General features: G+C 69.7%; 24 protein-coding genes. 10 read left to right on the forward strand and 14 right to left on the reverse strand.

Annotated features, from left to right (window positions below; all coding sequences use genetic code 11):
- The first annotated feature begins 15 nt into the window (after positions 1-15).
- From ACWGJ5_RS00195 to ACWGJ5_RS00205, 3 genes are read left to right on the forward strand one after another with little or no spacing between them, the layout of a single operon-like run.
- Positions 16-1302 carry an MFS transporter gene (locus ACWGJ5_RS00195; protein WP_453307530.1) on the forward strand — a complete coding sequence of 429 codons (1287 nt, stop codon included), beginning with the start codon at positions 16-18 and terminating at the stop codon, positions 1300-1302.
- Positions 1299-1919: an RBBP9/YdeN family alpha/beta hydrolase gene (locus ACWGJ5_RS00200; RefSeq protein WP_453307531.1), complete on the forward strand. Its 621-nt coding sequence runs from the start codon at positions 1299-1301 to the stop codon at positions 1917-1919. Before ACWGJ5_RS00195 ends, ACWGJ5_RS00200 begins: the two co-directional genes overlap by 4 nt.
- Positions 1920-1939: 20 nt before the next feature.
- Positions 1940-2425 (forward strand): acetyl-coenzyme A synthetase N-terminal domain-containing protein, encoded by a 486-nt coding sequence (locus tag ACWGJ5_RS00205; RefSeq protein ID WP_453307532.1) that lies wholly within the window; start codon positions 1940-1942, stop codon positions 2423-2425.
- Between the two features lie 214 nt (positions 2426-2639).
- On the opposite strand, the gene ACWGJ5_RS00210 is transcribed toward ACWGJ5_RS00205, so the two are convergent.
- Positions 2640-3710 carry an MBL fold metallo-hydrolase gene (locus ACWGJ5_RS00210; protein ID WP_453307533.1) on the reverse strand — a complete coding sequence of 357 codons (1071 nt, stop codon included), beginning with the start codon at positions 3708-3710 and terminating at the stop codon, positions 2640-2642.
- A gap of 111 nt (positions 3711-3821) precedes the next feature.
- Positions 3822-4277, reverse strand: a complete 456-nt coding sequence (locus ACWGJ5_RS00215) for a carbonic anhydrase (protein ID WP_453307534.1) — start codon at positions 4275-4277, stop codon at positions 3822-3824.
- Here ACWGJ5_RS00215 and ACWGJ5_RS00220 point away from each other — a divergent pair.
- Positions 4276-4530 (forward strand): hypothetical protein, encoded by a 255-nt coding sequence (locus ACWGJ5_RS00220; protein ID WP_453307535.1) that lies wholly within the window; start codon positions 4276-4278, stop codon positions 4528-4530. The two genes, ACWGJ5_RS00215 and ACWGJ5_RS00220, sit on opposite strands and share 2 nt — an antisense overlap.
- A 114-nt stretch (positions 4531-4644) precedes the next feature.
- On the opposite strand, the gene ACWGJ5_RS00225 is transcribed toward ACWGJ5_RS00220, so the two are convergent.
- Together ACWGJ5_RS00225 and ACWGJ5_RS00230 are read right to left on the reverse strand one after the other, a co-directional pair.
- The gene (locus ACWGJ5_RS00225) at positions 4645-4797 is read right to left on the reverse strand and encodes an SH3-like domain-containing protein (RefSeq protein WP_453307536.1); all 153 of its coding nucleotides are present in this window, start codon (positions 4795-4797) and stop codon (positions 4645-4647) included.
- A 158-nt stretch (positions 4798-4955) separates the two neighbouring features.
- Positions 4956-5438, reverse strand: coding sequence for an allene oxide cyclase barrel-like domain-containing protein (locus ACWGJ5_RS00230; protein ID WP_453307537.1), 483 nt, complete (start codon positions 5436-5438; stop codon positions 4956-4958).
- A 417-nt stretch (positions 5439-5855) separates the two neighbouring features.
- Between ACWGJ5_RS00230 and ACWGJ5_RS00235 the strand changes: the two genes are divergently transcribed.
- Both ACWGJ5_RS00235 and ACWGJ5_RS00240 read left to right on the forward strand, forming a co-directional pair.
- Positions 5856-6476, forward strand: a complete 621-nt coding sequence (locus ACWGJ5_RS00235; RefSeq protein ID WP_453307538.1) for an isochorismatase family cysteine hydrolase — start codon at positions 5856-5858, stop codon at positions 6474-6476.
- A 43-nt stretch (positions 6477-6519) separates the two neighbouring features.
- Positions 6520-6705, forward strand: coding sequence for a hypothetical protein (locus tag ACWGJ5_RS00240; RefSeq protein ID WP_453307539.1), 186 nt, complete (start codon positions 6520-6522; stop codon positions 6703-6705).
- A gap of 322 nt (positions 6706-7027) precedes the next feature.
- Here the strand turns inward: ACWGJ5_RS00240 and katG are convergent, their stop codons facing one another.
- Positions 7028-9220: a catalase/peroxidase HPI gene (katG, locus tag ACWGJ5_RS00245; RefSeq protein ID WP_453307540.1), complete on the reverse strand. Its 2193-nt coding sequence runs from the start codon at positions 9218-9220 to the stop codon at positions 7028-7030.
- Positions 9221-10414: 1194 nt separating this feature from the next.
- On the opposite strand from katG, the gene ACWGJ5_RS00250 reads away from it, so the two are divergent.
- Genes ACWGJ5_RS00250 through ACWGJ5_RS00260 form a run of 3 tightly spaced genes read left to right on the forward strand, consistent with a single transcriptional unit; the run spans position 10415 to position 13268 of the window.
- Complete coding sequence (locus ACWGJ5_RS00250) at positions 10415-10642, forward strand: ferredoxin (protein ID WP_453307541.1); 228 nt, start codon at positions 10415-10417, stop codon at positions 10640-10642.
- A complete protein-coding gene (locus tag ACWGJ5_RS00255) occupies positions 10632-12026 on the forward strand; it encodes an NAD(P)/FAD-dependent oxidoreductase (RefSeq protein WP_453307542.1) in 1395 nt (464 codons plus the stop codon). Before ACWGJ5_RS00250 ends, ACWGJ5_RS00255 begins: the two co-directional genes overlap by 11 nt.
- 39 nt (positions 12027-12065) lie before the next feature.
- Positions 12066-13268, forward strand: a complete 1203-nt coding sequence (locus ACWGJ5_RS00260; RefSeq protein ID WP_453307543.1) for a cytochrome P450 — start codon at positions 12066-12068, stop codon at positions 13266-13268.
- Between the two features lie 42 nt (positions 13269-13310).
- Here ACWGJ5_RS00260 and ACWGJ5_RS00265 read toward each other — a convergent pair whose 3' ends face one another.
- On the reverse strand, positions 13311-13526 hold the full coding sequence (locus ACWGJ5_RS00265) for a hypothetical protein (RefSeq protein WP_453307544.1): 216 nt from the start codon (positions 13524-13526) through the stop codon (positions 13311-13313).
- 473 nt (positions 13527-13999) lie between these two features.
- Here ACWGJ5_RS00265 and ACWGJ5_RS00270 point away from each other — a divergent pair, with 473 nt between their 5' ends.
- Complete coding sequence (locus tag ACWGJ5_RS00270; RefSeq protein ID WP_453307545.1) at positions 14000-14125, forward strand: hypothetical protein; 126 nt, start codon at positions 14000-14002, stop codon at positions 14123-14125.
- Between the two features lie 72 nt (positions 14126-14197).
- Here the strand turns inward: ACWGJ5_RS00270 and ACWGJ5_RS00275 are convergent, their stop codons facing one another.
- From ACWGJ5_RS00275 to ACWGJ5_RS00310, 8 genes are all read right to left on the reverse strand, one after another.
- Positions 14198-15532 (reverse strand): Dyp-type peroxidase, encoded by a 1335-nt coding sequence (locus tag ACWGJ5_RS00275; protein ID WP_453307546.1) that lies wholly within the window; start codon positions 15530-15532, stop codon positions 14198-14200.
- A gap of 46 nt (positions 15533-15578) precedes the next feature.
- Positions 15579-16559 (reverse strand): tetratricopeptide repeat protein, encoded by a 981-nt coding sequence (locus ACWGJ5_RS00280; RefSeq protein WP_453307547.1) that lies wholly within the window; start codon positions 16557-16559, stop codon positions 15579-15581.
- An 89-nt stretch (positions 16560-16648) separates the two neighbouring features.
- Positions 16649-17923, reverse strand: a complete 1275-nt coding sequence (locus tag ACWGJ5_RS00285; RefSeq protein WP_453307548.1) for a DUF4331 family protein — start codon at positions 17921-17923, stop codon at positions 16649-16651.
- Between the two features lie 63 nt (positions 17924-17986).
- Positions 17987-18901 (reverse strand): SpoIIE family protein phosphatase, encoded by a 915-nt coding sequence (locus tag ACWGJ5_RS00290; protein ID WP_453307549.1) that lies wholly within the window; start codon positions 18899-18901, stop codon positions 17987-17989.
- 49 nt (positions 18902-18950) lie between these two features.
- Complete coding sequence (locus tag ACWGJ5_RS00295) at positions 18951-19250, reverse strand: hypothetical protein (RefSeq protein ID WP_453307550.1); 300 nt, start codon at positions 19248-19250, stop codon at positions 18951-18953.
- A gap of 240 nt (positions 19251-19490) precedes the next feature.
- On the reverse strand, positions 19491-20384 hold the full coding sequence (locus ACWGJ5_RS00300) for a helix-turn-helix domain-containing protein (RefSeq protein ID WP_453307551.1): 894 nt from the start codon (positions 20382-20384) through the stop codon (positions 19491-19493).
- Between the two features lie 117 nt (positions 20385-20501).
- Positions 20502-24683, reverse strand: a complete 4182-nt coding sequence (locus tag ACWGJ5_RS00305; RefSeq protein ID WP_453307552.1) for a S8 family serine peptidase — start codon at positions 24681-24683, stop codon at positions 20502-20504.
- Positions 24684-25040: 357 nt separating this feature from the next.
- Entirely contained in the window at positions 25041-25571 is a 531-nt protein-coding gene (locus ACWGJ5_RS00310; protein WP_453307553.1) for a hypothetical protein, read from the reverse strand.
- Positions 25572-25574 lie beyond the last annotated feature (3 nt).

Below are 25574 nucleotides of genomic sequence, written 5' to 3' on the forward strand. Positions count from 1 at the left end.
GCGTCGCAATGGCCCGTGTCCAAAGGCTATGCCTGGACGGTCTTCGCACTCGGCTTCGGCCTGCTGCTGTCCGACTACATGTCCCGCCAGGTCCTCAACGCCGTCTTCCCGATGCTGAAGGCTGCATGGCTGCTGTCCGACGCCGCCCTGGGCTCGCTCAGTGGCATCGTCGCCCTGGCGGTCGGCGTGCTCACCTTCCCCATGTCCCTCATGGCCGACCGGTGGGGAAGGGTCCGGAGTCTGCTGCTGGCCGCCACGCTGTGGAGCCTGGCCACCCTGGGGTGCGCCGTATCGGCGAGTTACGGCGAGATGTTCGTCGGCCGGCTCTTCGTCGGCATCGGCGAGGCGGCGTACGGCAGTGTGGGCATCGCCGTGGTCCTCAGCATCTTCCCGGTCACCCTGCGGGCCACACTCTCCGGTGCTTTCATCGCCGGCGGTGCCTTCGGCTCGGTGCTGGGCGTGGCCGTCGGCGGCGCCGTGGCCCAGGCGGCCGGCTGGCGCTGGGCGTTCGCCGCGATGGGGATCTTCGGCCTGATACTCGCCGCCGTGTACGCGGTCGTGGTCAAGGAGAGCAGACTGGCCCCCCGCGGACGGCCCTCCGGCGGCGGCGATGGCCGGGAAGCACGCGGGCGGCTGCGCACTCACCTGCCCCGCCTCTTCTCGTCCGTCTCCGTGATCAGCGCCTATGTCGGCAGCGGACTGCAACTGTTCATCGCCGGCGCGCTGTTGTCCTGGCTGCCCAGCTTCTTCAACCGCTACTACCACATGGCCCCGGCCAAGGCGGGTGGAGGCGCCGGCGCCTTCGCCATGGTCATCGGCTTGGGGATGATCTTCGGAGGCGTGGCCTCCGACCGCATCAGCTCCACCGCCCCCATCCGCAAATGGGCCGTCGCGGCAGGCTGCAGCTTCGGCGCGCTCCTCCTGCTGACCCTCGCCTTCCAACTGCCCACCGGCCCTGCCCAATTGCTGACTCTGGCCGTCGGCTGCCTGCTGTCGGCCGGCTCCGCCGGACCCGCGGCGGCCATGGTGGCGAACCTGACCCCCGCCTCCATCGCGGCCACCGCGTTCGCCACCCTCACCCTGGCCAACAGCCTGCTCGGACTGGCGCCCGGCCCCGCGATCACGGGCGCGCTCGCGGACCGCTTCGGCCTGCTGGGCGCCCTGCGCATCGTGCCCCTCGTCGCGGTCGTGGCCACACTGGCCTTCCTGGTCGGCAGGCACTGGTACGAACGCGACCTCCTCCGCCTGGCCGACCTCACCACGAAGACGGAACCCAAGCACCCCTCGGAGGTCCCCTCATGAGCGCCACCGTGGAACCCGCCGTGGTCATCGTCCCCGGACTGCGCGACCATCTTGCGGACCACTGGCAGACCGTGCTGGCCAAACGTCTCGCCGAGGCCGGACGAGTCGTCCGTACCGTCCCACCGTTGGCCGGGAAACGACTCGGCCTGGACGCCCAAGTCGCCGGCCTGGCCGCGACCTTGGCGCCCCTGGACCGGCCGGTGCCGGTCGCCCACAGCGCCGGAGCCATCACCACGGTGCACTGGGCCGCCCGCCACCGCGCTGATGTACGCGGCGCGCTGCTCGCCACGCCGGCGGACCTCGATACACCGCTGCCGGACGGCTACCCCACCCCTGCCGAACTGGCGGGGCACGGCTGGACCCCCGTGCCCCGCGCGCGGCTGCCCTTCCCCAGCATCCTCGCCGCCGGCGCCGACGACCCGCTGGGCGCACCCGAACGCGTCGCCGCACTGGCACGCAGCTGGGGCAGCCGACTTGTGCAACTGGGCGCAGTCGGCCACCTCAACCCGGCCTCGGGATACGGCGAATGGCCCCAGGCCGAAGAACTGATCCGCATGCTGGAGTCCGACTCCTGCAGCGCACCGCTCGGGGTGACGCCCACCGGAGGACACCCATGAGTTAAGGACCCGGAACTGCTGTGGACACGGGGCGCCGCGAACTGGAGGGCGCCGACGTCGCGGTGTTCATGGAACGGCTGGAAGAGACCCGCGGCCTCGGCTTCGCCGACTACGCCGAGCTGTGGCGGTGGAGCTCCACCGATCTGGCGGGCTTCTGGTCGGAGGTGTGGGAGTACTACGGACTGGACGCCGTCACCGCATACGACGAGGTGCTGGGCGACGCCACCATGCCGGGGGCCCCCCGGTTGGGCGGCGCCCGGCTGGTCATCGGCGCAACACCCCCAGCCCCGGCCCCCCCCGCCCCGCCCCCCGACAGCAACCCAGCGGGGGGTCTCCTGGTGGGAGTGGTGGGAGTACTCCCTAGGGGACCCCGTCACCCAATCCGCCGCGGGGCGGGGCGCCGCCACCAGGCGGGGCGCCCGGTGGTGCGCGGGCGCCCGGCTGGACTTCGCCGAACGACGCCTGGCCCAGGCCACCGACGCGCGTCCACGGATCTGCACCGCTGATGGTTCTTCACATCCAGCCCGACCGTTCACTCGTCAGCCCGGTCTCACCCGGACGAGAGCCTGCCGGCCTCGTCCATGATTCCGATACTCCGCGAACCCGGGAGCCGCCCGGCTCCCACCCGGGTACCATCCGAGGTACCCCGGCAGGCCGTTCGCGTACCGCCGACGCCGCAGTACCTGTTGCACCGTTTGAGCCGGGACTGCTGAGCCGGGATCAGGCGTCACCCGTCTGGGGGGCGCTGAGCGTGCAGGTGGTTCCGACGCTGGTCTGCACCCATGCGTCCGGGAGGGCTGCGGCGAGGGTGTGCTGGGCGCGCCAGCCGGTGCAGTGACCGGGGACGATCAGCTCGGGTGCGAGTTCGGTGAGGGCGGCCACCGTCGGGCCGATGACCGGCTCGAAGGCGGGGCCGCTCAGGTGGAAGCCGCCGAGGAGAGCCAGCAGTGTGCTGACGCCGGTCAGCCTCATGGCGTGCCGGATGATGTTGACCACTCCGGCGTGGCCGCACCCGGTGATGATGACAAGTCCCCGGCCGCGCACGTTGATGACGAGTGCCTGGTCGTCGATGACGACGGGGTCGTGTCGCCAGCCGTTCCCGTCCCAGGCTTGGTGTGCCTGCGGCATGCCGTGCTCGAACTCGGTGACGCGGTCCACCTCGCCGGTGATCAGGATGCCGCCGGCCAGCAGCGACGGCTGCCGCCGCTCGATCACCTCGAACCCTTCGCGTTCCAGGGCACCCCGTGACAGCGTGGGCATCTCCAGACCCTGGCCGGCGGGTAGTTCCAGGCGGCGGCGGGTCCAGACCGCGGGGTGGACGGTCAGCGGCAGGCCGGAGCGGCCGCGCAGCCGGGCCAGGCCGTCGAAGCCGCCCGCGTGGTCGAAGTGTCCGTGGCTGAGCACGACGCCCTGCAGGGTGCCGACATCGATGCCAAGACGCTCGGCGTTCACCGCCAGCCCGTCCGGCGACGCGCCGGTATCGAACAGCAGCGTGCTGCTCGCGTTCCCGCTTTGGACGGTGACCAGGGCGGAGAAGCCGTGCTCGGCACGCAGCCCCGCGACGGCCTCGCCGCCGGCGAACTGCCGCGCGGCGGTCCGCCCGGCGTCCATGGACGCCCGGGTGACGCCTTCGGCAGAGGCCAGCAGGGCGTCGAAGGTGTTGTCGACCATCGTCGTGACCCTGACCTCGTCGACCTCGGGCAGCGTCACCGGGTCGACAGCCGGTCCCTCCGCGACGCGAGGCGCCGACCACGCCGCCTCGGCCGCCGAATGCCCGTGATCGTCGCACATGCTAGAAAGCGCCTCCCCGCCGATACGACCGGCCAGGGAAACGGATCCCGGTACAAGCCGCAGGCCCACGGCGGTCGCGCCGGGCGGCCCGGCCGCAGGCGCCGCGCGGTGTCATGCTTCCACTCGAGCAGGCGGGACGACGACGTCGATGAGCCCGGTGGTCACGTCGTACACGAGCCCTGAGACGCACGCTCCGGCCCGAACCTTCTGCTTGAGGATTGCGACGTCGACACGGACGGCGGCGACCGGGTCGGTGACCGCCTTGGCGTCCAGGTCCCCGGCCGGAACCTCGAAGTAATCGGCCAGCAGTTCGGGGAACGCGGCCAGGTCCGTGATCCCGCAGTCGGTGTGGTGCAGGACCGCATAGTGGACGTCGCCCGGGCCAGGGCCGCCCGTGCGGGCCTGCACGACCTTCGAGAGCATCCCCAGCGTCCGGAGTGTCGCGGGCGTGACCCGCCCTCCGACGTTGCGGATCACCGCCGCCTCGCCGAGCTTGAGCCCGAGCACGTCGGACGGGTCGACACGAGGGTCGACGCATCCGATGACCGTCAGACTGCCACTGGGCATGAGCCTGAGGCCGGCGAATGATCCGCCGTCGGCGAACCCGGCGTTCCGCTTGGCCAGCTCGTCCGTGTCGATCACTGTGACGGTAACCCTTCCTTGCTCTGAGCCCGGCCCCGGTGACGCCGACGGCGACCTCCAATTGCCGCCAATCCTGGCCCGCCGCGGCACCCCCTGCCACTCGACCGTGCTGCACATCGTGATCATGCAGGTCAACGCCTTGCGTGATCCGACACGGCGAGTCGGCGCCGAGGTGTGATTCGGACCTGAAATACCTCGATGTGCACGGAGGTCTTCTCCGAGGCCGAGTTCAACGTCTCTGCGGGATCAGGCGTGACCACTTCGAGTGTGCGCGGCCCTTGCCGGTAGGGAGTCACACCGGGTCCGGCAGCACATGGGCAGGCTGGATGATCTCGACGACTCCACTGTGTCCCCGGACGTAGCGCGGCAGTCGAGTGTGCCCGGGCACGGACACGTTCCTGGCGCGTACACGCTCGCCCACGTCGAAAGTCGGTGAGGTCTCCACGGGACCGCATCCTCCGTGAAGACGGGCGCCTCGCGCTCGGGTGGATGAACGCGTCCCCAGCCCTGGGGGCCTCCCATGCCGGCAGATCCTGCGTCACGCCGTACGCCGTACGACAATCCGTGCACCGTGGTCAGCGACGTGGCGGCTTGGCCGGGTGGTCAACGGGTGACATGGAAGGTGAGGGCCCGCTCCGTCGTGCCGGCGGGCACGGTGTGGACGTACCCTCCTGCGCCGCTGTAGGCACCCGAGCCGCCGGTGAGGGAAACGTCGACAGCGGAGTTGGACGGCAGGTGGAGAAGCGCCTGTCCGGTGATCTGTCCCTGAGGCAGCGCGAAGGTGCCCAGGCACTGCAGCTCGTCCGGGCGGATGTGCACGTAGCTGCACACCACAGCATGGTCGCCGATCTTCTTGCCGTTCTGGTACAGGTCTTCGGCGATGACGAGCTGATCGCCGAGGCTGTGCCCTTTGCTGCCCACGTCGACGAGTCGGGACTGGGTCTGCCTGGCGACCAGCTCGGTGGTCTCCGCGTGCTGATACGCACCGTGTGCGCTGCCGGTGTCGGCCGATGCCGACGGAACGCCGTTGAACGCTGCTGCGGCCACGCCGACCAGGATGAGGGGACGGAAAATGATCTTGCCCATGGTGCGCCTCCTGGTGGTGTGCTCAAGAGGATTCGCCGTCGATGACGGCCGGGGTTTGTCGAGGGGTGTCGCATCCGGTGATGGGGGAGCGGCTCCGGCGGGTCATTCGGGTCGGCACCAGGGGCCGCTCACGACGTAGCGCCTCGTTCCCGGAGGCGGCTGTCAGGCACGTGGACCGGTTGTCTCCCGGCTTCACACTTGGGTCTGCGCGGACGGATGCTGATTCGAGTGTCCACGGTTCCGGCGAACGTCGCTCGCGAGGGCCGAGCACGCGCGCCGCGGCACAGGAACCGCTCGCCCCGCCCATGGGCACCGGGCCACTCGACGGTGATCTGGTGGTCGGCGAGCCGCAGCTCAGTGATGTGGACGAGGACGCATAGTGGATCACGCACACCATCCACCTGGGAGGCGGCCATCATGACGGACCGTTACGACCCCAGTCGCACAGCGGTACTGCTGGTGGACCCCTACAACGACTTCCTCTCCGAGGGCGGCAAGCTGTGGCCGCGTGTGGAGCCTGTGGCCAAGGACGTGGGTCTGCTGCACAACCTGCGCACGGTCATCGATGCCGCGCGCACAGCCGGCCTGACGGTGGCGTTCGTCCCGCACCGGCGTTGGGAGGAGGGCGACTACGTCGGCTGGGACCATCCCAGTCCCAGCCAGCGTCAGGTGCAGCGTCGGCAGACCTTCGCCCGCGGTAGCTGGGGAGGTGAGTTCCACCCGGACTTCCAGCCGCGGCTGGGAGACCTGCTGATCAAGGAGCACTGGGCTCAGAGCGGCTTTGCCAACACCGACCTGGACTTCCAGCTCAAGCAGCACGGCATTACGCACGTCGTCCTGATCGGCCTGCTCGCCAACACCTGCATCGAGTCCACGGGCCGCTTCGCGATGGAGCTCGGCCACCACGTCACCCTCGTCACCGACGCGACCGCAGCGTTCAGCGCCGACATGATGCACGCCGCACATGAGCTGAACGGCCCCACATACGCCCACGCCATCGTCACCACGGCGGAGCTCGTCCACACCCTGGCAGGCTGAGTCCCCGGACGGCTCACACGGCGGTACTGCCGGCGTCGCCTGGATGACCGTGGCGGCCGCGGTGCGCGTGCGAACCCGACTCTCCCGAGAGCAGCAGCTCGCCCAGGACGCCATCGAACGCGGCTGGCCCCGCGAGGTCGAACGCCACACCGCGGTGGCCGACCGCATCCGGAGCCTCCTCGTGGACCTCGGCGAGAGTCCCGAACCCGCCCCTGGCGATCACCGCTGAACAGACCGGGGCATCAGCGGTTTGAGCGAAAATGAAGAACAGCGAAAATGAAGAACGGAGTGGACAGCCGGACGGCAACGGCTCAAGGCGGTCGGCACGCGGTCTCTTCGGAGCATCCCCCGCACTGTTCGCCGCCGGACCCCGCTCACCCAAGGGGAACGCGTCGGTGTGCTCGACGAGTTGAACGCCGCCGTGCGGTGCCCCGACGCGCACGGCGGGCTCGTGTGCCGGCCACTCTTCCTCGATGCCCTCACCGAGGACGAGTCCCGGCCCGACGGTACGCGGTGGATCGTGGGTATGACGGCGGACCGGGACGTCGGGCTCAGGCCAGGTCGAACCGGTCGAGATTCATCACCTTGTTCCACGCTGCCACGAAGTCACGTACGAACTTCTCTCCCGCATCCTGGGCCGCGTAGACCTCCGAGACGGCTCGGAGCTGGGAGTGCGCACCGAAGATCAGGTCGACGGCGGTGGCGGTCCACTTGACCTCGCCGGTGGCGCGATCCCGGCCCTCGAACACGTTCTCGTCCGTAGCCGACGCCTTCCACTCCGTGCCCATGTCGAGCAGGTTGACGAAGAAGTCGTTGGTCAAGATTCCCGGCCGGTGGGTGAAGACACCGTGGCCGGATCCCTTGAAGCCGGTGTTCAAGGCCCGCATGCCGCCGATCAGCACCGTCATCTCGGGAGTGGTCAGCATCAGCAGGTTGGCGCGGTCCAGCATGAGGGTCTCCGGCGACAGCTTCTCGCCCGCCGGGAGGTAGTTGCGGAAGGCATCCGCCTTGGGCTCCAGCACGGCGAATGACGCCGCGTCGGTCTGCTCCTGCGAGGCGTCCGTACGCCCTGGTGCGAACGGAACCGTGACGTCGTACCCGGCGTCCCTCGCGGCCTGCTCGACGGCCGCGCACCCGGCGAGGACGATGAGGTCGGCGAGGGAGACCCGCGTGCCGCCGGCCTGGGAGAGGTTGAAGTCCTGCTGGATCCGCTCGAGCGTGCGCAGTACCTCGGTCACCTCGGGGAGGTCGTTGAGCTCCCAGTCCTTCTGCGGCGCGAGCCGGATTCGTGCTCCGTTCGCCCCGCCGCGCTTGTCGGTGCCGCGGAAGCTTGCCGCCGACGCCCAGGCGGTGGTGACCAGCTGGGAGATGGAAAGGCCCGAGGCGAGGACCCTGCCCTTGAGGGCGGCGACGTCCTCGTCCCCGACCAGTTCGTGGTCGACGTCGGGAACGGGGTCCTGCCACAGCTGCGGCTCGGGAATCCACGGGCCGAGGTAACGCGAGAGGGGTCCCATGTCGCGGTGCAGCAGTTTGTACCACGCCTTGGCGAACGCCACCGCGAGCTCGTCCGGGTTCTCGTGGAACCTCTTCGTGATCGGGCCGTAGACCGGGTCCACCTTCAGCGCGAGATCCGTCGTCAGCATCATGGGGGCGTGCCGCTTCGACGGATCATGGGCGTCGCGTACGGTGTTCCTGGCCGCGGGATCCGAGGGAGTCCACTGGTGGGCGCCGGCGGGGCTGCTCGTCAGCTCCCACTCGTACCCGTAAAGATTGTCCAGGTACCCGTTGTCCCACTTGGTCGGCTCGGTGGTCCATGCGCCCTCCAGACCACTGGTGAGCGCGTGGGGGCCCGTGCCGCTGCCGTATGTGTTCCGCCAGCCGAGGCCCTGCTGCTCGATGGAGGCGGCCTCCGGTTCCGGGCCGATATAACTGGCTTCGACCGCGCCATGACACTTGCCGAAGGTGTGCCCGCCGATGATGAGCGCGACCGTCTCCTCGTCATTCATCGCCATGCGCCCGAACGTCTCCCGAATGTCCCCGGCGGCCGCCATCGGGTCCGGGTTTCCGTTGGGCCCCTCCGGATTGACGTAGATCAGTCCCATCTGTACGGCGGCGAAAGGACCGGTGAGTTCCCTGTCGCCGCTGTAGCGCTCATCTCCGAGCCATGTGTCCTCGGGCCCCCAGAAGATCTCCTCGGGTTCCCAGATGTCTTCTCGCCCGAAACCGAACCCGAACGTCTTGAACCCCATGGATTCCATGGCACAGTTTCCCGCGAAGACCAGAAGATCCGCCCAGGAGATTTTCCGGCCGTACTTCTGTTTGACTGGCCAGAGCAGACGGCGCGCCTTGTCCAGGCTCGCGTTGTCCGGCCAGCTGTTGAGGGGGGCGAAGCGCTGTGCGCCCCTGCCGCCACCGCCGCGGCCGTCCGCGATGCGGTACGTTCCGGCGGCATGCCAGCTCATCCGGATGAAGAGCGGCCCGTAGTGACCGTAGTCGGCAGGCCACCAGTCCTGGGATGTCGTCATCACCTCGAAGATGTCACGCTTCAGCGCATCGACGTCGAGGGTCGCGAACTCTTCCGCGTAGTCGAAGTCCTCGTCCATCGGGTTGGATCGAGGCGAGTGCTGCTGGAGAACCTGAAGGTCCAGCTGATTCGGCCACCAGTCCCGGTTCGTCCTGGGCCGCCGAGTCGGCGTGGGCGTCGGTGAAGGGATTGCGGGATTCTCGCTTTCACTGCCGGACATGCCTGTCCTTCTTCCTGTCTCGGTGTTCCTTCTGTCGGCTGTCGCTCTTGACGTCATTGGCTTTGCTGGTGTCGAGCACGTCGACCCACACAATCAGCGCGCCTTGGCACCCACCGGCTGGAAAATGTGCTGTGCCACGTCCGTATGGTCGTGCATCGGAGACCACACCTCTATGAAACACGCAGAGCACCCCGCATGACAGACGTGAGAGAAAGGGGCGGCCTTTTGCTCCCGCGCCGATTTCCGAGGCAAGCCGAATCGAATGCGAGAGCCCTTGGACTCGCCGGAGGGCCTGGCTGGTGGCGGCTGCAAGGCGTGGCACGCCTCGGCCAGTGGGCGAGCGATCAGGAATGATGAACGGCCCGAGTGAGCAGTCGTCCAGCTTGATCGTCCTCGAGGTCGGTTGCACCACGTGTGGTTCGAAGCTGCCCTCGGCAGGATAACAACCAGTGCCCGTGCACGACCGGAAACCGCTCGCAGTGAGGGACGTGCCGCGCGCATCGGCTTCACCGCGCCATCGAAGGAGGCGGTCGACGCTGTGTATGCGGCGGCCATGGCGGGGGCGCGACCGACGATGGCGCACCCGCGGACCGCCCCTACTACGCTCCTGGGTACTACGCGGCCGGCGTCTTCGATCCTGAGGGGTACAGCCTCGAGTTCACGTACAAGGCGTGGCAGCACTCAAAGGACAGACCTGGGGTTTTTCGCAAGCTCGCGGTGCCGCGCGGCGGTCCGGCTTGCTCCGGTTCAGGGCGGCAGCTCCAGCACCGACACGAGAAGGCAGGCGACTCGCCCGTGACGGCCTCGGCGCCCATGGACGGCGCCCGAACGCCCGCCGGTCCAGCTCGATGACCCTCCCTGCGAACCCGGGCAGCCGTCTCCCGCTCCTGAAGCATTCCCAGCGCCGACACCACTGCACGGCCCTTGATCACGAAGCGGGTACAAGACGCCGCATTGCTCCCTCACCCCGAGTGAAACCGTGCCTGAACAGCGAGAATCAACCCGTCCCCTTCGCTTGACAGACGGCTTCTCAGGGCCCCCGCGCCGGTTTGCGGGCCGTTGTGAAGGGGCCGATCCTGAGGAAGAGGCATGCCGACCGATCGTGTGGACCGAGCGCAAGGGCTGCGGAGCTTGCGGCGTAGGCCGCCGACGCGCCGGGGAGGACCGCGGCCCTGAGCAGGGAGCGTGTTCCAGATGAGGCTTGTCGTCGATCTCAACCGGTGCCAGGGATTCGCGCAGTGCGTCTTTCTCGCCCCGGACGTCTTCTCCCTCCACGGCGAGGAAGCGCTGCTGTTCTCCCCTCGCTTCGACGAGGCGCACCGTGACCGGGTGGAGAAGGCCGCTGCCGCCTGCCCGGTCCAGGCCATCCTCGTCGACTACTCCGACGAGCCGACGAAGGGTGTGGAGCCCCATGTCGGCTGACACGGACGTCGAGGTCCTGCGGCGCCAGGGCCGCGTCGTCGTCGTCGGTGCCTCGCTGGCCGGTCTGCGGGCGGCGGAGACCCTGCGCGAGCAGGGCTTCACCGGAGTGCTGACGATGATCGGCGACGAGCCGTACGAACCCTACGACCGGCCGCCGCTGTCCAAGCAGGCACTGCTCGGGCGGGCACGGCCCGAGGACACCGCGCTGCCGCGGCGGCGCGACATCGACGCCGAATGGCGGCTGGGCGTCGCCGCCGAAAGCCTCGACAGGGGCGCGAAGCAGGTACGGCTGACGAGCGGCGACACCGTCCCCTACGACCGCCTGCTGATCACCACCGGGACCAGAGCACGGCCCTGGATCCACCCGGAAGAGGCCGAACTGGACGGGGTGTTCGTGCTGCGTACCCGCGACGACTCCGCACGCCTGCACCGCAAGCTGACCGGCGGCGTGTCCCGGGTGCTGGTGATCGGCGCCGGATTCACCGGCTCCGAGGTCGCCTCCGCCTGCCGGGAGCTGGGCCTCCAGGTCACGGTCGCCGAACGCGGCCCGGCACCGCTGGTGGGTGCACTCGGCGGAGTGATCGGCGCGGTCGCGGACCGGCTGCAGCGGGGGCACGGAGTCGACCTGCGCTGCGGCGTCAGCGTCACCGCCCTCGAGGGCGACGACGTGGGACGGCTCAGGCGCGCCCATCTGTCCGACGGTTCGGCGATCGACGTGGAGGTGGCGGTCGTCTCGCTCGGTGCCATGCGGAACACGGAATGGCTCGCCGGCTCGGGGGTGGCCGCGGGGCCCCGGGGGGTCGCGTGCGACGCCGGGTGCCGGGTGTTCGACGTCAACGGCATCGTCACCGACGACATCTACGCCGCCGGTGACGTCGCCCGCAGCCCCCACCCGCTGTTCGACTACCAGTTCCTGGCGCTGGAGCACTGGGGCAATGCGGTCGAGCAGGCCGAGATCGCCGCCCACAACATGATCTGTGCCGGTCCGGATCGCCGTCCGCACCTGTGGCTGCCGATGTTCTGGTCCTCCCAGTTCGGTGTCAACATCAAGTCGGTGGGTGTTCCCTCGCTGGGCGACCAACTGGTCGTCGCCCAGGGGACGCTCGCCGAGGATCGGTTCGTAGCGGTGTACGGGTACCGGGGCCGCGTCATCGCCGCGGCGTCCTTCGACGGGGCCAAGTGGCTGGGGTTCTACGAGCAGCAGATCGCCTCCGGCGCGCCGTTCCCGCCGGAGTACCGCACGGTCGACCGCCGGACCGAGACGCTGCAGCCGGTCGACCCGGCCTTCCCCGACCCCCATCTGCCCACCCACGGGGCCACGGTCACGCTGACGGGTCACTCGCCGAGCGAACGGCGTGTCCAGTTCGTTCCGGCGCATGCCTGATCACCGGCCCTGTACCGCCCGGAGCCCCGAGGAGTCACCATGACGTCCGGCACCATCGCCGCGCAGATCACCGACTACGCCAATCGAGCCGATCCGTACCCGCTCTACGCGGAGCTGCGCAAGCAACCGGTCAGGCGGGAGGACGACGGCTCCTACCTGGTCAGCACCTACTACGAGGTGCGGAACCTGGCCAACGACCCGCGGCTGAGCAACGACACCCGCAACCGTCCGTCCGGCTACGGCCGCACCGCGGAGACGAACGACACGGGTCTGCCGCCGAGCTTCATCTTCACCGACCCACCCGTGCACGACCGGCTGCGCGACACCATCAACCGGCCCTTCGGCCCCCCGCACAGCCCCAGATTCCTCGACGGCCTGCGCGGAGAGCTGGCCAAGGTCGTCACCGAGCTGCTCGACGCCTTCGAAGGCAAGGACCAGGTCGACATCGTCGAGGACTTCTCCTACCCGCTTCCCGTCACCGCCATCTGCAAGGTCCTCGGCGTGCCACGCGAGGACGAACCGCGCTTCCACGTCTGGGCCGACGCGCTGGCCTCGTCGCTCGATCCCCAAGTCGGCGAGGACGGCCGGGACAAGGGACAGCGGGCACGCCAGGACATGGGCGCCTACCTGGCCGACCTGATCCAGACCAAACGCCGCCACCCCGGCCCCGGGATCCTCAGCGCGCTCGCACCCGACATGACACCGGCGGACCTGGAGGCCACCGCGGTGCTGCTCCTGGTCGCCGGCCACGAGACCACCGTCAACGCGATCACCAACACGACCCTCACCCTGCTGCGCCACCCCGACATCCTCGACCGGTTCCAGAAGGAGCCGGAGCTGGCCGTCCCGCTCATCGAGGAGGTGCTGCGGTACGAGCCCCCGGTCCAATTCGTCCCGTGGACCACCGCCCTGGCCGACATCGACGTCGCCGGCACCACGATCCCCGAGGGCTCGCCGGTCTGGCTCATGCTGGCCGCGGCCAACCGCGACCCCAGACGCTTCAAGGACCCCGACCGGTTCGATCCCGACCGCAAGGACAACGAGCACCTGGGTTTCTACACCGGCATCCACTACTGCTTCGGCGCCCCGCTCGCCCGCATAGAACTGCATCTGGCCGTGCCCGAACTCTTCCGCCGGGTCAAGTTCTCCCGGCTGCTCGAGGACCCGCCGCCGTACCGCGCCAACGCCGTGCTGCGCGGCCCCCGGCACCTTCCCGTCGCGATCGAGGGCCTCACAGCGTGAACGCGGCAGAAGGTCTCGGAACGAGGTATCGCCGCGCCCTGTTCAGCGGCTGCTGAGACCTGCGATCCCCGTCAGTGGATGGTGGAGGGACGCGATGACATGTTCCCCCGGTTCTTCGGCCGGGCCGCCGGGCAACGGCACGGCACGGATGTGTCCGCCCAGGCCGGCGACGCAGGCGACGCCGGCGGCGGGGTCGACGGCCAGCCCGATCGCCTCGGCGAAGCCACGCGCCAGGATCCGCGGAGGCTCGCCCGGCACCCCCGCTGCCGGGATCGCGGCCCGGTTGAGCGTGTTGCCGTCCGGCGGTGGGCCGGCGGTCGGCCCAGTAGAGCCAGTCGCCCTCGAGGTGCAGGTCGATCGGCTCGGGCAGGCCGGACCAGAGCAGTTCGACGTCCGTGCTCCGCTCCGGGACCTCCCCGGCCGGGAGGTCCAGGCCGGCGCGGAAGATCCGGCCCCTGCCGCCCTTGGCGGGGCCCTTCTGCGTCCAGTAGAGGTGTCCGCGCACGGGATCGACCGCGACGCCCACGCACTCCTGGGAGATGTCACCGGGCGGGTTGACCACCAGGTCGGTCAGCGGACGGTTTCCAGGGCGCTGACCTGGGTTTCCGCCCGGCATCGCCAGCCACAGCACCCAGCAGGACTGCTACTTCGGCCCCGGCCACCTTCTGCGTCGGCATGACCGTCATGTCGACTTCGCAGGCGGTTTCGCCGCAGCGCAATTCGTCCACGACATGGTGGAAGCAGACGGGATCCGCCTGCCCACCGAACGCCGGGCCTGCCGAAGCGCTGCGGACAACCGCCCGATCCTGGACCAGACGATGGTCTCCATCGATGTCGGCAACGCTCGGTTCACCTGACATCGGGCCCGTACGCGGCGCGTGCTGGGCAGGACCGACGGCTGCGGGCCTCGCACCGTTTCAACCGCCGGCTCAGGAGCCGAGGTCGGCCAGCCAGCGCAAGGCGCTGAGGCTCGGCAGGAAGAAGTACTCGCCGCCACGCGTGGTGACAAAGCGCTCGACGCCGTGCAGGCGACGCCGCACGGGGTGCTGCGGGATCGTGAAGACGCCCGAACCGTCGTTGTCGCCGGTGAGCAGGTCCTTCTCCACGCCAAGGCCGGTGAAGTTGCCGTCGTTGAACCATTGCGACTTCACGAACTCGAACTGGCGGTCGAGGTGTGCGTTGACGGCGATGAACACGATGCCTCGGTCGGCGCCGTCGTCGTCCAGGGTGCCGGCCGGCAGCGGCGGCCCGTAGCTGGTGCTCCGCCGGATCAGGCGGTGGAGGTCCACGTCACCGATGATCTCCGAGTCACGTGGATTGGCACGCCTGGCGTGGGCACCATGGGGGCAGACCGCGCCGTGCGGATCGGACGCGTAGAGGAAGTCGTTGTTGCGCTGCTCGTCCGCCCCCAGGTCCGGGTCGTCGTGCTCGGGCGCCAGGATCAGGGGGGCACCGCTCGGCCAGCGGCCCACGATCTTCGCGGCCAGCAGCGACTCCTCTTGCGGGCCACCGGCGTTGTCGTGGAGATACCGCCGGAAGGCGGCGACGCGCGTGTGCAGCTTCCGCCAGACGACGTACGTACCGTTGCGGCCCAGCACGTCCGGCTCCGGCATCGGCGCCAGGTTTCCCGTCTGGTCGGGATGGCCCAGCACGAACTCGCCCGCCTTGACGGTGGGTCCGCCACCCGGCGGGTTCTGCGCGCCGCTGCCTTCCACCGCGGGGTTGCTGATGCCGTCCTTGTAGCCGAAGCTGGTGCGCCCGGAGGCCAGTTGGTAGAGGTCTTGCCGGTACACCACTTGAAGGCCGGGAAGCTGTGAGCGCGCCTGACGCGCCCGTTCGAGGACGACCGCCAGCGACTCCTGGTCGGCGGCGACGAGGGACAGCACGACGTGCACCTGGCCGGTGCCGAAGGGCGGCTCCCAGCGCGCGGGTGCGCTGTCACCGGTGTCGCCCAGGAACTCCGCCCGTGCCGCCATACCCTGCCGGAACTCCTCGGGGAAGCTGTTCAGGGAGGCCTGCGGCACCTGGAGGGCTTCGAGCCCCCGGTACGTCACCGCGACGTTGAGGAGCGCCGGCAGGGGCGGCTGCCACCAGTTGGCGGCGGAGTCGACCAGCCCGGCCAGGCGCCCCATCAGCTCACGGCCGGCGCGGGGGTCGTCCACCCGCAGCAGGATGTAGGTGCCGACGTACGGTGACGGCCGGGTGCGCAGCACGATGCCCTGGATCTCGTCCAGTTGCAGAGGTGGGCCTTCAATCGTCGTCATGTCGTCCCCTCGGTCAGCGTCGGCCGATTTGTACCAATGACTGGTTCTATCGAGGCTGTCCGACACGGCATCTCGCGCGATCGACGAGCGTGCGGACGCGCGGGGTCGGTCGAAGCGCGAGGTTCTGCCGCGCAAGGTCAAGGGCCCGCTGAGGATCGCCGCCGGTTGTCAGCCAGAACTCCGCCGCGTGATCGGCGTACGCTTCGGGGTGGCGCGCTATCAGCCTCTCGTAGCGAGCCGCGGCATGGGCGCGCCAGAACTTTGCCTCGCCCCCCGCCTGCCGCATGGCCAGGAGGCGGGCGAGTTGGGCCGCGTAGTGCGGATCGTCACTGCCGAGCGCCAGCCGGCGCAGGTGCCTGACCGCCGCGGCACCCCTGCCCTCGGCGGCATCGACAACCGCGAGGTGGCCCTGCGCCGGCACGTTACCCGGCAGTCGGCGGGTGGCGCACTCCAGCCAGATGCGCGCGCGTGCGAAGTCGTCCTGGGACAACCACGTCTGTGCGCAGTGGAATTCGAGCACCGCGACCGGGAAAGGACTGACCCCGCGGTAGCCACGTCGCGCCGCCGGAAACCACCTCTCGGCCTCGGCCACCTCCCCCCGCTCGGCGTGCCAGCGAGCCAGGGCGGCCAGGGCGCTGAAGTCGTGCCGTCCCAGCAGCGCGTGCCGATACACGGCGAGCGCCTCGTCGTACCGCCCGACCGCCTGATGGATGGCAGCCCGCTCCTCGTCCAGGATTTGTCGGTCGAGTCCCAGCGCAGCCGCCGCGTCGAGATCGGTCAGCGCCGCCTGGAACCGATGGAAGACGGCGGCCGGCCTGGCCCGGGCCACGCGGGACCGGGGATCGCTCGGTACCTGGTCGGCGAACGCCTCGGCCAGCGACGCGGCGTGCTCCGCCTCGTCGACACGGCCCAGTACGTGTCCGCGCAGCGCGGTCAGCTCCACCAACTCGCTCCACCCGTCACCGGTCAAGCTTCCGCGGTTCGCCTGGCCTGTGAGGCCCTCGATGCGCGCGTCGAGGTTGCCCATGGCGATCAGTCCTGCCGTCGTTGCCGGACCGTCGGCAAGATCGAGTCGTGACCCGTCGCTCACACGGCCGGCCGTTGCGGAACTGCTCCTCATCGGCTTGCGGCGGCCCCCGGGACGGACACGGGCACAGGCGGGTCGGGGTTGGGAGGTGCCAGATACGGAAACTCCCGGGAGGCCGGTGCGGTCGCCCGGTCGACGCCGTCGCTGACCCGCGGGCCGTGGAAGCCGTTGACGATCAGCGTGTACAGCGTGTCGATGACATCGTCGTTGAGCGTGCGGCCGCCGCAGGTCGCGGGCGACCGCCCCTCCAGCAGGGCTCGCTCGATCTCGAAGTAGCTGTCTTCGGCGTAAGGCTTTGCCACGTCCACGACCAGGAAGTCGGCGAGCAGCAGGTCGGTCAGCGGATGCGTCCCGTCCCGGTCCGTCTGCCAGTCGAGCCTGCCGTCCAGACCGTCGAAGAAGGCCAGGTTGGCGTTCAGCCGCGAGCGGTAGGCACCCATGTAGTGCGACCCCGGCCGGAACGGGTCTTCCTCGTTGTAGAGATCGCGCAGATCCACGATCGTGTTCGCGGTGTCGACCCCGTTCTCGGACATCAGAACGTTCTTCACCTCCGGGCGGCCGAGCCGCTCCAGTCGTACGGGATAGGGGCCGGACGTGACGGTTTCCGCGGCAACGGCGAACATCGTGCCCGGGGCCGGCCCGGGCAGCCCGGCAACGTCGAACTCGACGACGATGGTCAGGACATCGACGCCTTCCAGTGTGTTGGTGCCCTCCGGGAGGAAGGCGAGCCGTCGCTCCGCCCGCGTCTGCACCTCCTTGCCGACATCCATGAAGAAGGGATCCAGCCGCAGCCCGGCGTAGACGCGCACGCCATGGCCCTCGCCGCCCCGCTCGTCGTTCACCTGGAACGCGACCGCCTCCCCGTCCGGGAGCACGCACGTTCCCCACTGCGTCGTCTCCCCGCCGGCCTCGGACTCGACCGGGCCCGAGAACGTGCAGGTGAACGCATACTCATCGACACCGAGCTCGAAGAGCGGACCCGAATGATCCGCCGCAATGGCCGCGGGACGGACACGCAACCGGTAGCTGGCCGCGTCGGAGAACAGAGCCCCTGGGCGGGCATTGGGAAAGACGTCCATGACGAGGACGAGCCGACCCGTCCGGGAAGGGCTGGGAAAGGCGTAAAGGTCGGCGAGGTCGATGGCTGGATCGACCTCGGCGCGGGGGCCGGAGAGGTGGTCGGACATGACGGTGCGGCCTTCGCTGAAGGGGCCCGGTACGGCGCCGTGCGCCGTTGCCGGGCCGCCTGGATGATGTTCCAGGTGTCTTGGCTGCAGCCACAGCACCTGGGACGGGAAAACCATTACGGGGACACCCTTCCGACGGACAACCCGCCGAAGCGGCCCTGACCGCCGGAAGCCGTGCCGCTAGTCGGCCGCTGCATCCAGCAACGCGTTGAACGCCTCCGTGACCTTCTGCGCCTTGGCGGTGTCCTCGACCGTCATGGTCGGATTGGAGGCGTACCACATGTCGGCCTCCACGATCTTCGGCGTCAGCCAATCGACGATGCCAGGATTGGTCGCCCCGGGATAGCCCTCGAGGACACCATCGAACATCTCGTCGAACCATGGCGCGGCGTTGGCGAAGATGTCTGCGATGTATGGCTTGAAGTCCCCGTCATAGGTGACTGCGCCTATGGCCTGGGTGTCGTTGTTGATGAACGTGACACGGAAGTCGTGAACAGTGCCGACGAGCTTTTCATAGTGGAAGGCGTCTTGCTGGATCTTGTCGGCATGCTGGCGGAACCTCGCCGCGCCGCCGGGCTCGACATCCCAGAGAACGGTGATCTCCGCGACCTCCCCGACCCGCTTCCCGACACCGTCAGGCTGCCTGAATACGCTCGGCGCGGCATCCGTCGCAGTCGCCGACGTCTCCGCTCTGTGCGTCGTCATGACTCCCTCTCCCTTGATCGTCTCTTGGCCGGTCTGCGGGCTCCTTCTCCGTTCGGATGTTGTTCGGATTCCTCGCATAAACAGCTTTGTCGCCCTGTAAAGCGTCGGCAAGACGATCACGAGAGCATGGCTCGAGGGCTTACGTGTGCGGTCGGTGGCGGGCGCCGTAGCGTTCGAGGGCCAGGAGAGCGGCGTCGTCTCCGGGTTCGTGGCCCACGTGATCCAGCAGGTCGCGGTGGAAGTGGCGGAGGCGGCGCGCTCGGTGAGGGGGTAGAAGGCTCCCTTGGGTGAGCGGGCTTCGATGACACCGTCGGTGTGGAGCAGCAGCATGTCGCCGTCCTCGAAGGTGAAAGGGTCGGCGCGGTGGCTGGGGGCGGGCAGTTCGCACATGCCCAAGGGGGGTACGTGTCTGCGACGTCCTCCAGACTTCTGCAGACGCTCACCTCCAGGCCCGCGGCAACTTCGGGCAGGGTCTCGTATCGGTGCGCGCCCTCGCGGAATACGCCCAGCCCCATGGCCGCCTCACCGACGGCGGCCAGTCCTTGCCCCGGACGTCGCCGATGCGGGTCTCGTCCTCGGCCGTCAGGTACAGCCGGGTCACCCGCAGCCGCCCGATCCGGCGGCGTGGTGGCCGCAGCAGTACGAGTTGAGCCATCTCGGCCACCGACCGTGCCCGCTTCAGCTCCCTGCTGCGCCGCTCGCGCACATGGCAGACGAAGACGACCAGAGCGGACAGCACGGTCAGAGCGGTGATCTGCGCGAGGTGATCGGGCGTGGTCGGTCAGCCGTGGAACACGGCGACAAGAACCCGGGCGGCCACAGCCAGTGCCCCGGCCAGGTACGCGGTGAGGGCCGGCGCGATCACCAGCAAGGGGCCCAGACGGACGTCGGGAGGGGAATCTCCGGATCGTCCTGCCGACCGATCCTGCGGACCGAGCGCAATCGGTCGGTGCACGAGGGTCCTCGCCGGAGGCACGCCTCACAACCAGCCGCGGCGGGCGGCGATCAGCCCAGCCTGAAAGCGGGTGTCCACCCCAAGTCGACTCATCAGGCGCTGAATACGACGCTGGGTTGTGCGCTCGCTCCAGCCCTGGGCGCGGGCGATCGCGGCGTCGGTGAGCCCTGAAGCGACCAGCGACACCAGCGACCGGGTCTCTTGGTCGGGTTCGTCGGCGACATTCTCGACGTCCGCCTCCACGGCCGCTGTGGAAACCGTCAGGGGCAGTGGCACCGCCCGCTCCCACTCCGCCTCGAACAGCGACTCCAGGGCCACCAGCATCGGCGAGCTTTTCACCAGGTACGCCGCGAGCCGGCCGCCCGGCGCCGAACTGACGGGGATGATCGCGGCCCTGCTGTCGCAGATCACGAGTTTGAGCGGTAGTTCGGTACGGACGCGCGCCTGTTCGCCGGCCTGGAGACTGGGCAGGATGTCGTCAGCGAGGCGGCCCGGCCAGGCGACGGCGGCCCGGTCGTAGATCACCCGGTGGGCGACGCCGCGGCGCTGCCGCTTGATCTGCTCGTCCAGGTTGCTGCCCGGCCGGTCGACGTAGGGCGGCCGGTCGAAGGCCCGGATCTCACGCTGCGCCTGGGTGGCCAGGCGCTGCACCGCGGCGCTGACGTCGGCGCGCTCGGTGAGGAGCTCCACCGCGAGGTCCGGGCTGCTGATCCGGGACGCCTCCCGGTGTGCGTCCATCAAGCGATGCACTTGCGTCGCCAGTCGCTCCTTGACCAGACCGGCCGGCTGCCGCGCGGTGGCGGGAACGGACAGTTCGCAGGCGTCGGCGAGTTCCGAGGCCGTGGCGTTGGGCATCTGGACCAGCACGGCGTAGACGAGTTCCGTTTCCGCTGTCAGTCCAAGCACGTCAAAGGCCATGATTTCCCCGCCTTCATGTCGCCTGCCCGCCGGCGCAAAGTGTCATGATCCGGTACGCAGCGGGTCCGCGGACGTTGTGTGCCCGCGGACCCGCGTGATTGAGCGAGCGAATCGGGGTCAGTAGGTGAACTGCTCGATCTGTAGGCCGTCGCCCGAATACGTCCAGCCTGTCCGGGTTGCCGGGTCGAGCTGGATCACGCGCTCGTGATGGCTGTCGAGCCGGCCGTTCCAGGCACCGTACAGCGGGTACTCGACGCCGGTCACGGTGCCCACCGTCCTGCCCGTCTTCAGGTCGACGACGGCGATCCGGCCGGTGGCGTTGTTGTCTCCGAAGCCGTACTGCTGGTAGCCGCCTGTCGGCTTCAGGTCCGGGTACCGGAAGGCGCACAGTGCCAGTTGATGCTCACCGTCGACGGCGAGCGCGAGGGGCACCTGACCCGTTCCGAGGTTCACCGGGTCCCCGCCGGGCAACTGCGCGACATACGCGGTGCCGGGGAAGTTGACGCTGTACGAGTGGTACCACGTTTCGTAGAGATTGCCCTTCTGGTCGGAGGCGAGGTCTCCGGCACAGGGGAGTCCTCCCTGGCTGTGGGTCACGGTTCCGTCGTCCAGGTCGACCGCTGCCATGGTCCCGGACCCGGTCCCGGCCAGGCAGTTGACGGTGCTCCCGGTCCTCTGCGCGGAGAAGACGCCGCTCGACTCGTCCACGTCCAGCAGGCCGTACGTGGACCAGCCGTCCGGGGTGGGGTCGAGCTGGAGCGGTGTCGCCCCAGTGCCGGTCGCCGTGTCCACGGGGAGCACGAAGCCCGCGTGGTCGCTCGAACGGTAGGCGAGCACCGCCGCACGGTGGCGCTTGGCGTCCACCCGGCCGCCCGTGACGACGTACTGGTCGTCGACCCGGACGGGGCTGCCCACTGCGGTGCCGGTGCTCGTGTCATAGGTCTCGAGCCACTGCTCGCCGGTGCTCGTCCGCTTGTGCAGGATCAGCGTGTGGTGTGCCGAGTCGATGCCGAACACCTCGTAGAGGGAGCCGCGCGCAGGGTCGCCCGTGAGCTTGCGCCCATAGCTTCCCGTGGCGGCGTCGTAGTCGTACACCGAGCCTTCACCGGTGGGGCTTTCGACCGACGCGACGGAGGTGCCGCCGGGGACGATGGCGAAGTCGGTCAGGTTCGTACCGTCGGGGGCCACTCCGTCGTCGTACGCCAGCAGGGACGTCGGCGAAGCCTGCCCGAGTGTCCTGCCGTGCTCGTCGACGGCGAACACCCGCAGGTCATAAGCGACCGAAGAGGGCAACCTGAGCGTGCGGGCGTCCAGTTCCACTGTGCCCCGCGTGCCGTTCAGCGGGCGGTCGAGCGTGGCCGGGCTGTCCACCCCGTTGTGGTCGCGGGCGGTGCCGTTCTGGTTGCTGACCATGTCGTACGAGTTGTACATGTTCGGTCCGGGCGCGGAGAGTTCCAGCAGCGTGCCGGTGGCGCCATCGACGTGCGACACGTCGTAGTGCACCGAGAACCGCGGTGCGGCTCGATCGATCTCCAGGAGGTGCCCGAAGGCCGCCGTTGCCTTCGCGGCCAGGGTCGGTGCCGCGGGGCGCTGTGAGGGGTCACCGCCGTCGACCCGGATCGAGGCGAATTCGCCGTAGACGGGGCCGCGCTTGGAGCTGCCGGTGGGGTTCTGGACGATCCCGAGCCCGTAGATGCCGCCGCCGGCGGAGAAGGCCTCGGCCGGGACGGTGACCGTGCCGCGAAGTCCCGTCAGCGGGGTGGTGTAGGAGGCGGAGAAGATGGGCGCCAGCCCGGGGTTCCAGTGGCCGACTCCCGACACGACGAGCTGGGGCGAGTTGACGTTCCGCACCCCGGTGAGGTCGTAGCTCACCTGCACGGGGTGCCCCGTCTCGACGACGGGCCGGGCCACCGGGGCGAGTGCTTCGACGTATGTGCCGTCGGTGGGGCCGAAGGCCAGGTCGTGGGTGGCCGAGGCCAGCACCTGGTGGCCGTGGCGCACCTCGAAGGTGAGTGATATCTGCCGGTCCGTCGTCGAGACGACGGGAAGTCCGGCGGCGGTCAGCATCTGGCTGGGTGTCAGCCGGATCGCCGGCAGATCGGAGGTGAATGCGTGATCCCCGATGCGCAGCGCGTAGCTCACGCCTTCCCGGTCGGACAGGCCGGTCACGTCGGCGCCGATGGTCACCGGTCCCACCAGGCCCTCGCCGGTGGCGGCGGCGCCGGTGCTCGGTCCGGTCAGGTCGATGCGTCCGGGGTCGGTGGCCTCCAGGTACGAGCCGCCGAGCCCGCCGATGGTCTGGCGATGCGCCACCGAGAGCCGGACGATCCGGGGTGTGTCCGTGTCGGCGTGGCCGCCGTGCGCCTTGGCCAGGACCGCCTGCACAGCTGCCGTGACGTCGAGCTGCGGACCCACGTGCAGGGGCTGGTCGATCTGCGGCGGAGTGGGCACGGCGCGGCCGGTGTGCTCCAGCAGGGAACGGACGTCATCGGGCGACGGGTGCTGCCCGGTCAGCCGGGAGGCCTGCAGTACGACCGCTGCGGCCGCCGCGATCTCGGGCGCGGACGCCGACGTGCCTCCGCTGAGAACCTCCTTGACCGACTGCGCGGTCCGACCCTGGTGCTCGAAGGCGGGGATGCCGTCACTGGGCGCCGAGACGTCCACGCGGGTGCCGAAGCCCGAGGAGAAGATCCCTGAGCCGTTGAGCCGTGTGGTCGCCCAAGTCCCGTTGTCCGACGCGGCTGAGCCGTTCTGCGGCGGAACGGACAGTGTGTCGTCGGTCGTGGTGCCGCCCGCGGCGATCGCGCCGGAGTCCAGCACCTTGCTGGGTGTGGTCGACCCCTGGTCGTCGTCGATCCGGGTGGCGTCGGCGGCCTTGCGCGTCACGTCGGTGGCGGTGCTGCCGCCGTCGGGTCCGACGGCCGCGTTGGTGTACAGCCGGGTCCCGTCGTTGGACGAGACCACCATGGTGATGCCGTACTGCTGCACGATCGAGGCGATCACGGCCTGCTGGACGGGGTCGTCCTCCAGGTAGCGGCTGGGAAGCCCGTAGGCGTCGGTGCCATAGCCCAGGCTTGCGGTGATCACATCGGGACGCGGGGTCTGCCGGGCCGCGGCCAGCAGGGCCATCGCGATCTGGCTGAACGTCGGCTGCTGCGGGACGACGAGCCGGTAGTCGGCCCCCGGGGCGATGCCCAGCAGGTCGGAGTTCCCGCTGCCCTCCATGCCCGGGCGCTGCAGTTCGTGCGGAAGCGGCGCCATCACGGAGAAGTCCAGCAGCACCTCACCCAGCGCGGGGTCCTCCCCCTGGGTGGAGCCGGTCGGGTCGAGGGCGCCGGTCGCGTCCGCGGTGTAGGTGGGGATCAAGGGCATCGTGGGGATGTCCAGGTACCGCTGGCCGTTCTGGACCACGGTCGTCGGCCCCGCCGCGCCCAGGTGCGGCGTCGACGCGTCGGTGAGATCGCCGACCGAGACGTTGGTGATCCTCTCACCCGCGCCGGGCAGCTGGTCGAACTTCTGCTTCAACAGGCTGTACGCGCCGGTCGCGTCCACGCCGCCGGCATTGAGGAAGCTCTGCAGCGAGGCGCCGAGGGCCGCGTTGCCGGGCACACCGTCGGAGCCGGTCGCACCGCTGTCCTGCCCCTTCACCGACGAAGCGGACTTCCGCGTCGTGGCGTTGACCGAGGAGGGCAGCGGCACGGCGCCGGTGTTCATGGGGGAGACGGTCTGGTCGGGCTCGGCGTAGACGACACCGGGTGCGGCGGCCAGCGCCCGGGCAGCCGCCGAGGGGTCGCCGCCGGCGAGCTGGACGACCTGGACCTCGGACAGGTCGATCGCCCCTGAGCCCAGCTTTGTCCGTGCGGCTGAGCGCAACTGCCGCACCTGGGTGCCGGTCAGCCCCGGCATCAGGGGCCGCATGGAGACCGCGTGGGCCCGGTGGAGCGCGGTGTTGACCGCGGTGTTGGAGGTCAGCGCGGTACGGGCCTGCAGATTGCGCTGCTTTCCCAGCGACTTGCCCGTCACGTGGGTGGCCGAGCCGAGTACCACAAGGACCTGGTGCGGACTGTTCTTCACCGGCTGCGCGGGCGTGGGCTTCAGGAACGAGCGCCAGGGACCGAGCGCTGAGGAAGAGGGTGTGCTGGGCAGTGCGCCCCCCGAAGGCATGCCTTCCGCAGGGGACTCGGCCGCAGTGGTCTGCGCTCCGGTGGCCACGGCGTAATGCACGGGTGCGGCGAGCACTACGGCCGCACTGGCTATGGTGGCGAGGCCGCGAGCGATCGCCCGTCTCCGCCGTTTCATGGGCACTCCACTTCGTACAAGGCAATTCGAGGAAGCAACGACAAGGCGCCGCCCCCAAACAGCGCCTGAGCTGCGGGGAATCTTTCAACCTGGAAAAGCCGGCACAAGGTGAGCCGGGTGGCGGACTTCTGCCAACCGGCGGGAACTCGCCACTGGAACGGTGATGTCGCACGGCATTTGGCGGCCTTGAATCCGTGATGTCGTCGTCGTGTCGTGCGGACTGACGGCAGCAGGGCTGTTTCACTGCGCGCGGCCAGAGGCCGAGATGCGCCGGGCCCCTCTCGCCTCACCACGCGCCGTCCGGCGGACGCACCGTTCGCGGCACCGAGGGTGCGAAGGACGCCCGGCGGAATCGGCTCAGGCGGCCGTCTCGTCGAGGAGTTCCAGCACGTGCCGGCAGGGGCGGCCGGTGGCGCGGGTCATGCCCATCTCGCAGGTGCGGTTGCAGGAGGCGTACGCGTCGTATGTGCCCGCGGTGATCCCGGCGGCCTGGGCGGCGGTGGCGCTCGCGGTGATCTCCGGGTGCAGCAGGCCGCGGTCGCCGGCGAACGCACAGCAGCCCCAGTTGTCGGGCACGGTGATCTCGTCGCTCACTGCCGCGGCCACGGTGCGCAGGGCGCCGTCGATGCCCAGGTGAACGGTGGAGCAGGTGGGGTGCAGGGCGAGGCTGCCCAGGCGGCGGGGCTCGGGCAGCGCGGGGAGCAGGTGCTCGGCCGTGAAGGCGACGCTGTCGACGAAGCGCAGGGCGGCGAAGCGGACGCGGTCCGATTCCGGCAGGGCACTGGGCAGTTGCTCCAGGCCGTGGGTGCAGGAGGACGCGTCGCAGACCACGGGCAACCGGCCGTGGTCGCTCGCATCCCACAGCGCCGCCGGCGTGCGGGCGGCCATGGT

The organism is Streptomyces sp. NPDC054783 (genome assembly GCF_053611725.1).

Bases quoted from the DNA above. Each gene is read 5' to 3' on its own strand.
- ACWGJ5_RS00200 (WP_453307531.1), top strand. From the start codon at position 1,299: ATGAGCGCCACCGTGGAACCCGCCGTGGTCATCGTCCCCGGACTGCGC.
- ACWGJ5_RS00210 (WP_453307533.1), bottom strand. From the start codon at position 3,710: ATGTGCGACGATCACGGGCATTCGGCGGCCGAGGCGGCGTGGTCGGCG.
- ACWGJ5_RS00220 (WP_453307535.1), top strand. From the start codon at position 4,276: ATGAGCCTGAGGCCGGCGAATGATCCGCCGTCGGCGAACCCGGCGTTC.
- ACWGJ5_RS00215 (WP_453307534.1), bottom strand. From the start codon at position 4,277: ATGCCCAGTGGCAGTCTGACGGTCATCGGATGCGTCGACCCTCGTGTC.
- ACWGJ5_RS00230 (WP_453307537.1), bottom strand. From the start codon at position 5,438: ATGGGCAAGATCATTTTCCGTCCCCTCATCCTGGTCGGCGTGGCCGCA.
- ACWGJ5_RS00235 (WP_453307538.1), top strand. From the start codon at position 5,856: ATGACGGACCGTTACGACCCCAGTCGCACAGCGGTACTGCTGGTGGAC.
- ACWGJ5_RS00240 (WP_453307539.1), top strand. From the start codon at position 6,520: ATGACCGTGGCGGCCGCGGTGCGCGTGCGAACCCGACTCTCCCGAGAG.
- katG (WP_453307540.1), bottom strand. From the start codon at position 9,220: ATGTCCGGCAGTGAAAGCGAGAATCCCGCAATCCCTTCACCGACGCCC.
- ACWGJ5_RS00250 (WP_453307541.1), top strand. From the start codon at position 10,415: ATGAGGCTTGTCGTCGATCTCAACCGGTGCCAGGGATTCGCGCAGTGC.
- ACWGJ5_RS00255 (WP_453307542.1), top strand. From the start codon at position 10,632: ATGTCGGCTGACACGGACGTCGAGGTCCTGCGGCGCCAGGGCCGCGTC.
- ACWGJ5_RS00260 (WP_453307543.1), top strand. From the start codon at position 12,066: ATGACGTCCGGCACCATCGCCGCGCAGATCACCGACTACGCCAATCGA.
- ACWGJ5_RS00270 (WP_453307545.1), top strand. From the start codon at position 14,000: ATGGTGGAAGCAGACGGGATCCGCCTGCCCACCGAACGCCGGGCCTGC.
- ACWGJ5_RS00275 (WP_453307546.1), bottom strand. From the start codon at position 15,532: ATGACGACGATTGAAGGCCCACCTCTGCAACTGGACGAGATCCAGGGC.
- ACWGJ5_RS00280 (WP_453307547.1), bottom strand. From the start codon at position 16,559: ATGGGCAACCTCGACGCGCGCATCGAGGGCCTCACAGGCCAGGCGAAC.
- ACWGJ5_RS00285 (WP_453307548.1), bottom strand. From the start codon at position 17,923: ATGGTTTTCCCGTCCCAGGTGCTGTGGCTGCAGCCAAGACACCTGGAA.
- ACWGJ5_RS00290 (WP_453307549.1), bottom strand. From the start codon at position 18,901: ATGTGCGAACTGCCCGCCCCCAGCCACCGCGCCGACCCTTTCACCTTC.
- ACWGJ5_RS00300 (WP_453307551.1), bottom strand. From the start codon at position 20,384: ATGGCCTTTGACGTGCTTGGACTGACAGCGGAAACGGAACTCGTCTAC.
- ACWGJ5_RS00305 (WP_453307552.1), bottom strand. From the start codon at position 24,683: ATGAAACGGCGGAGACGGGCGATCGCTCGCGGCCTCGCCACCATAGCC.
- ACWGJ5_RS00310 (WP_453307553.1), bottom strand. From the start codon at position 25,571: ATGGCCGCCCGCACGCCGGCGGCGCTGTGGGATGCGAGCGACCACGGC.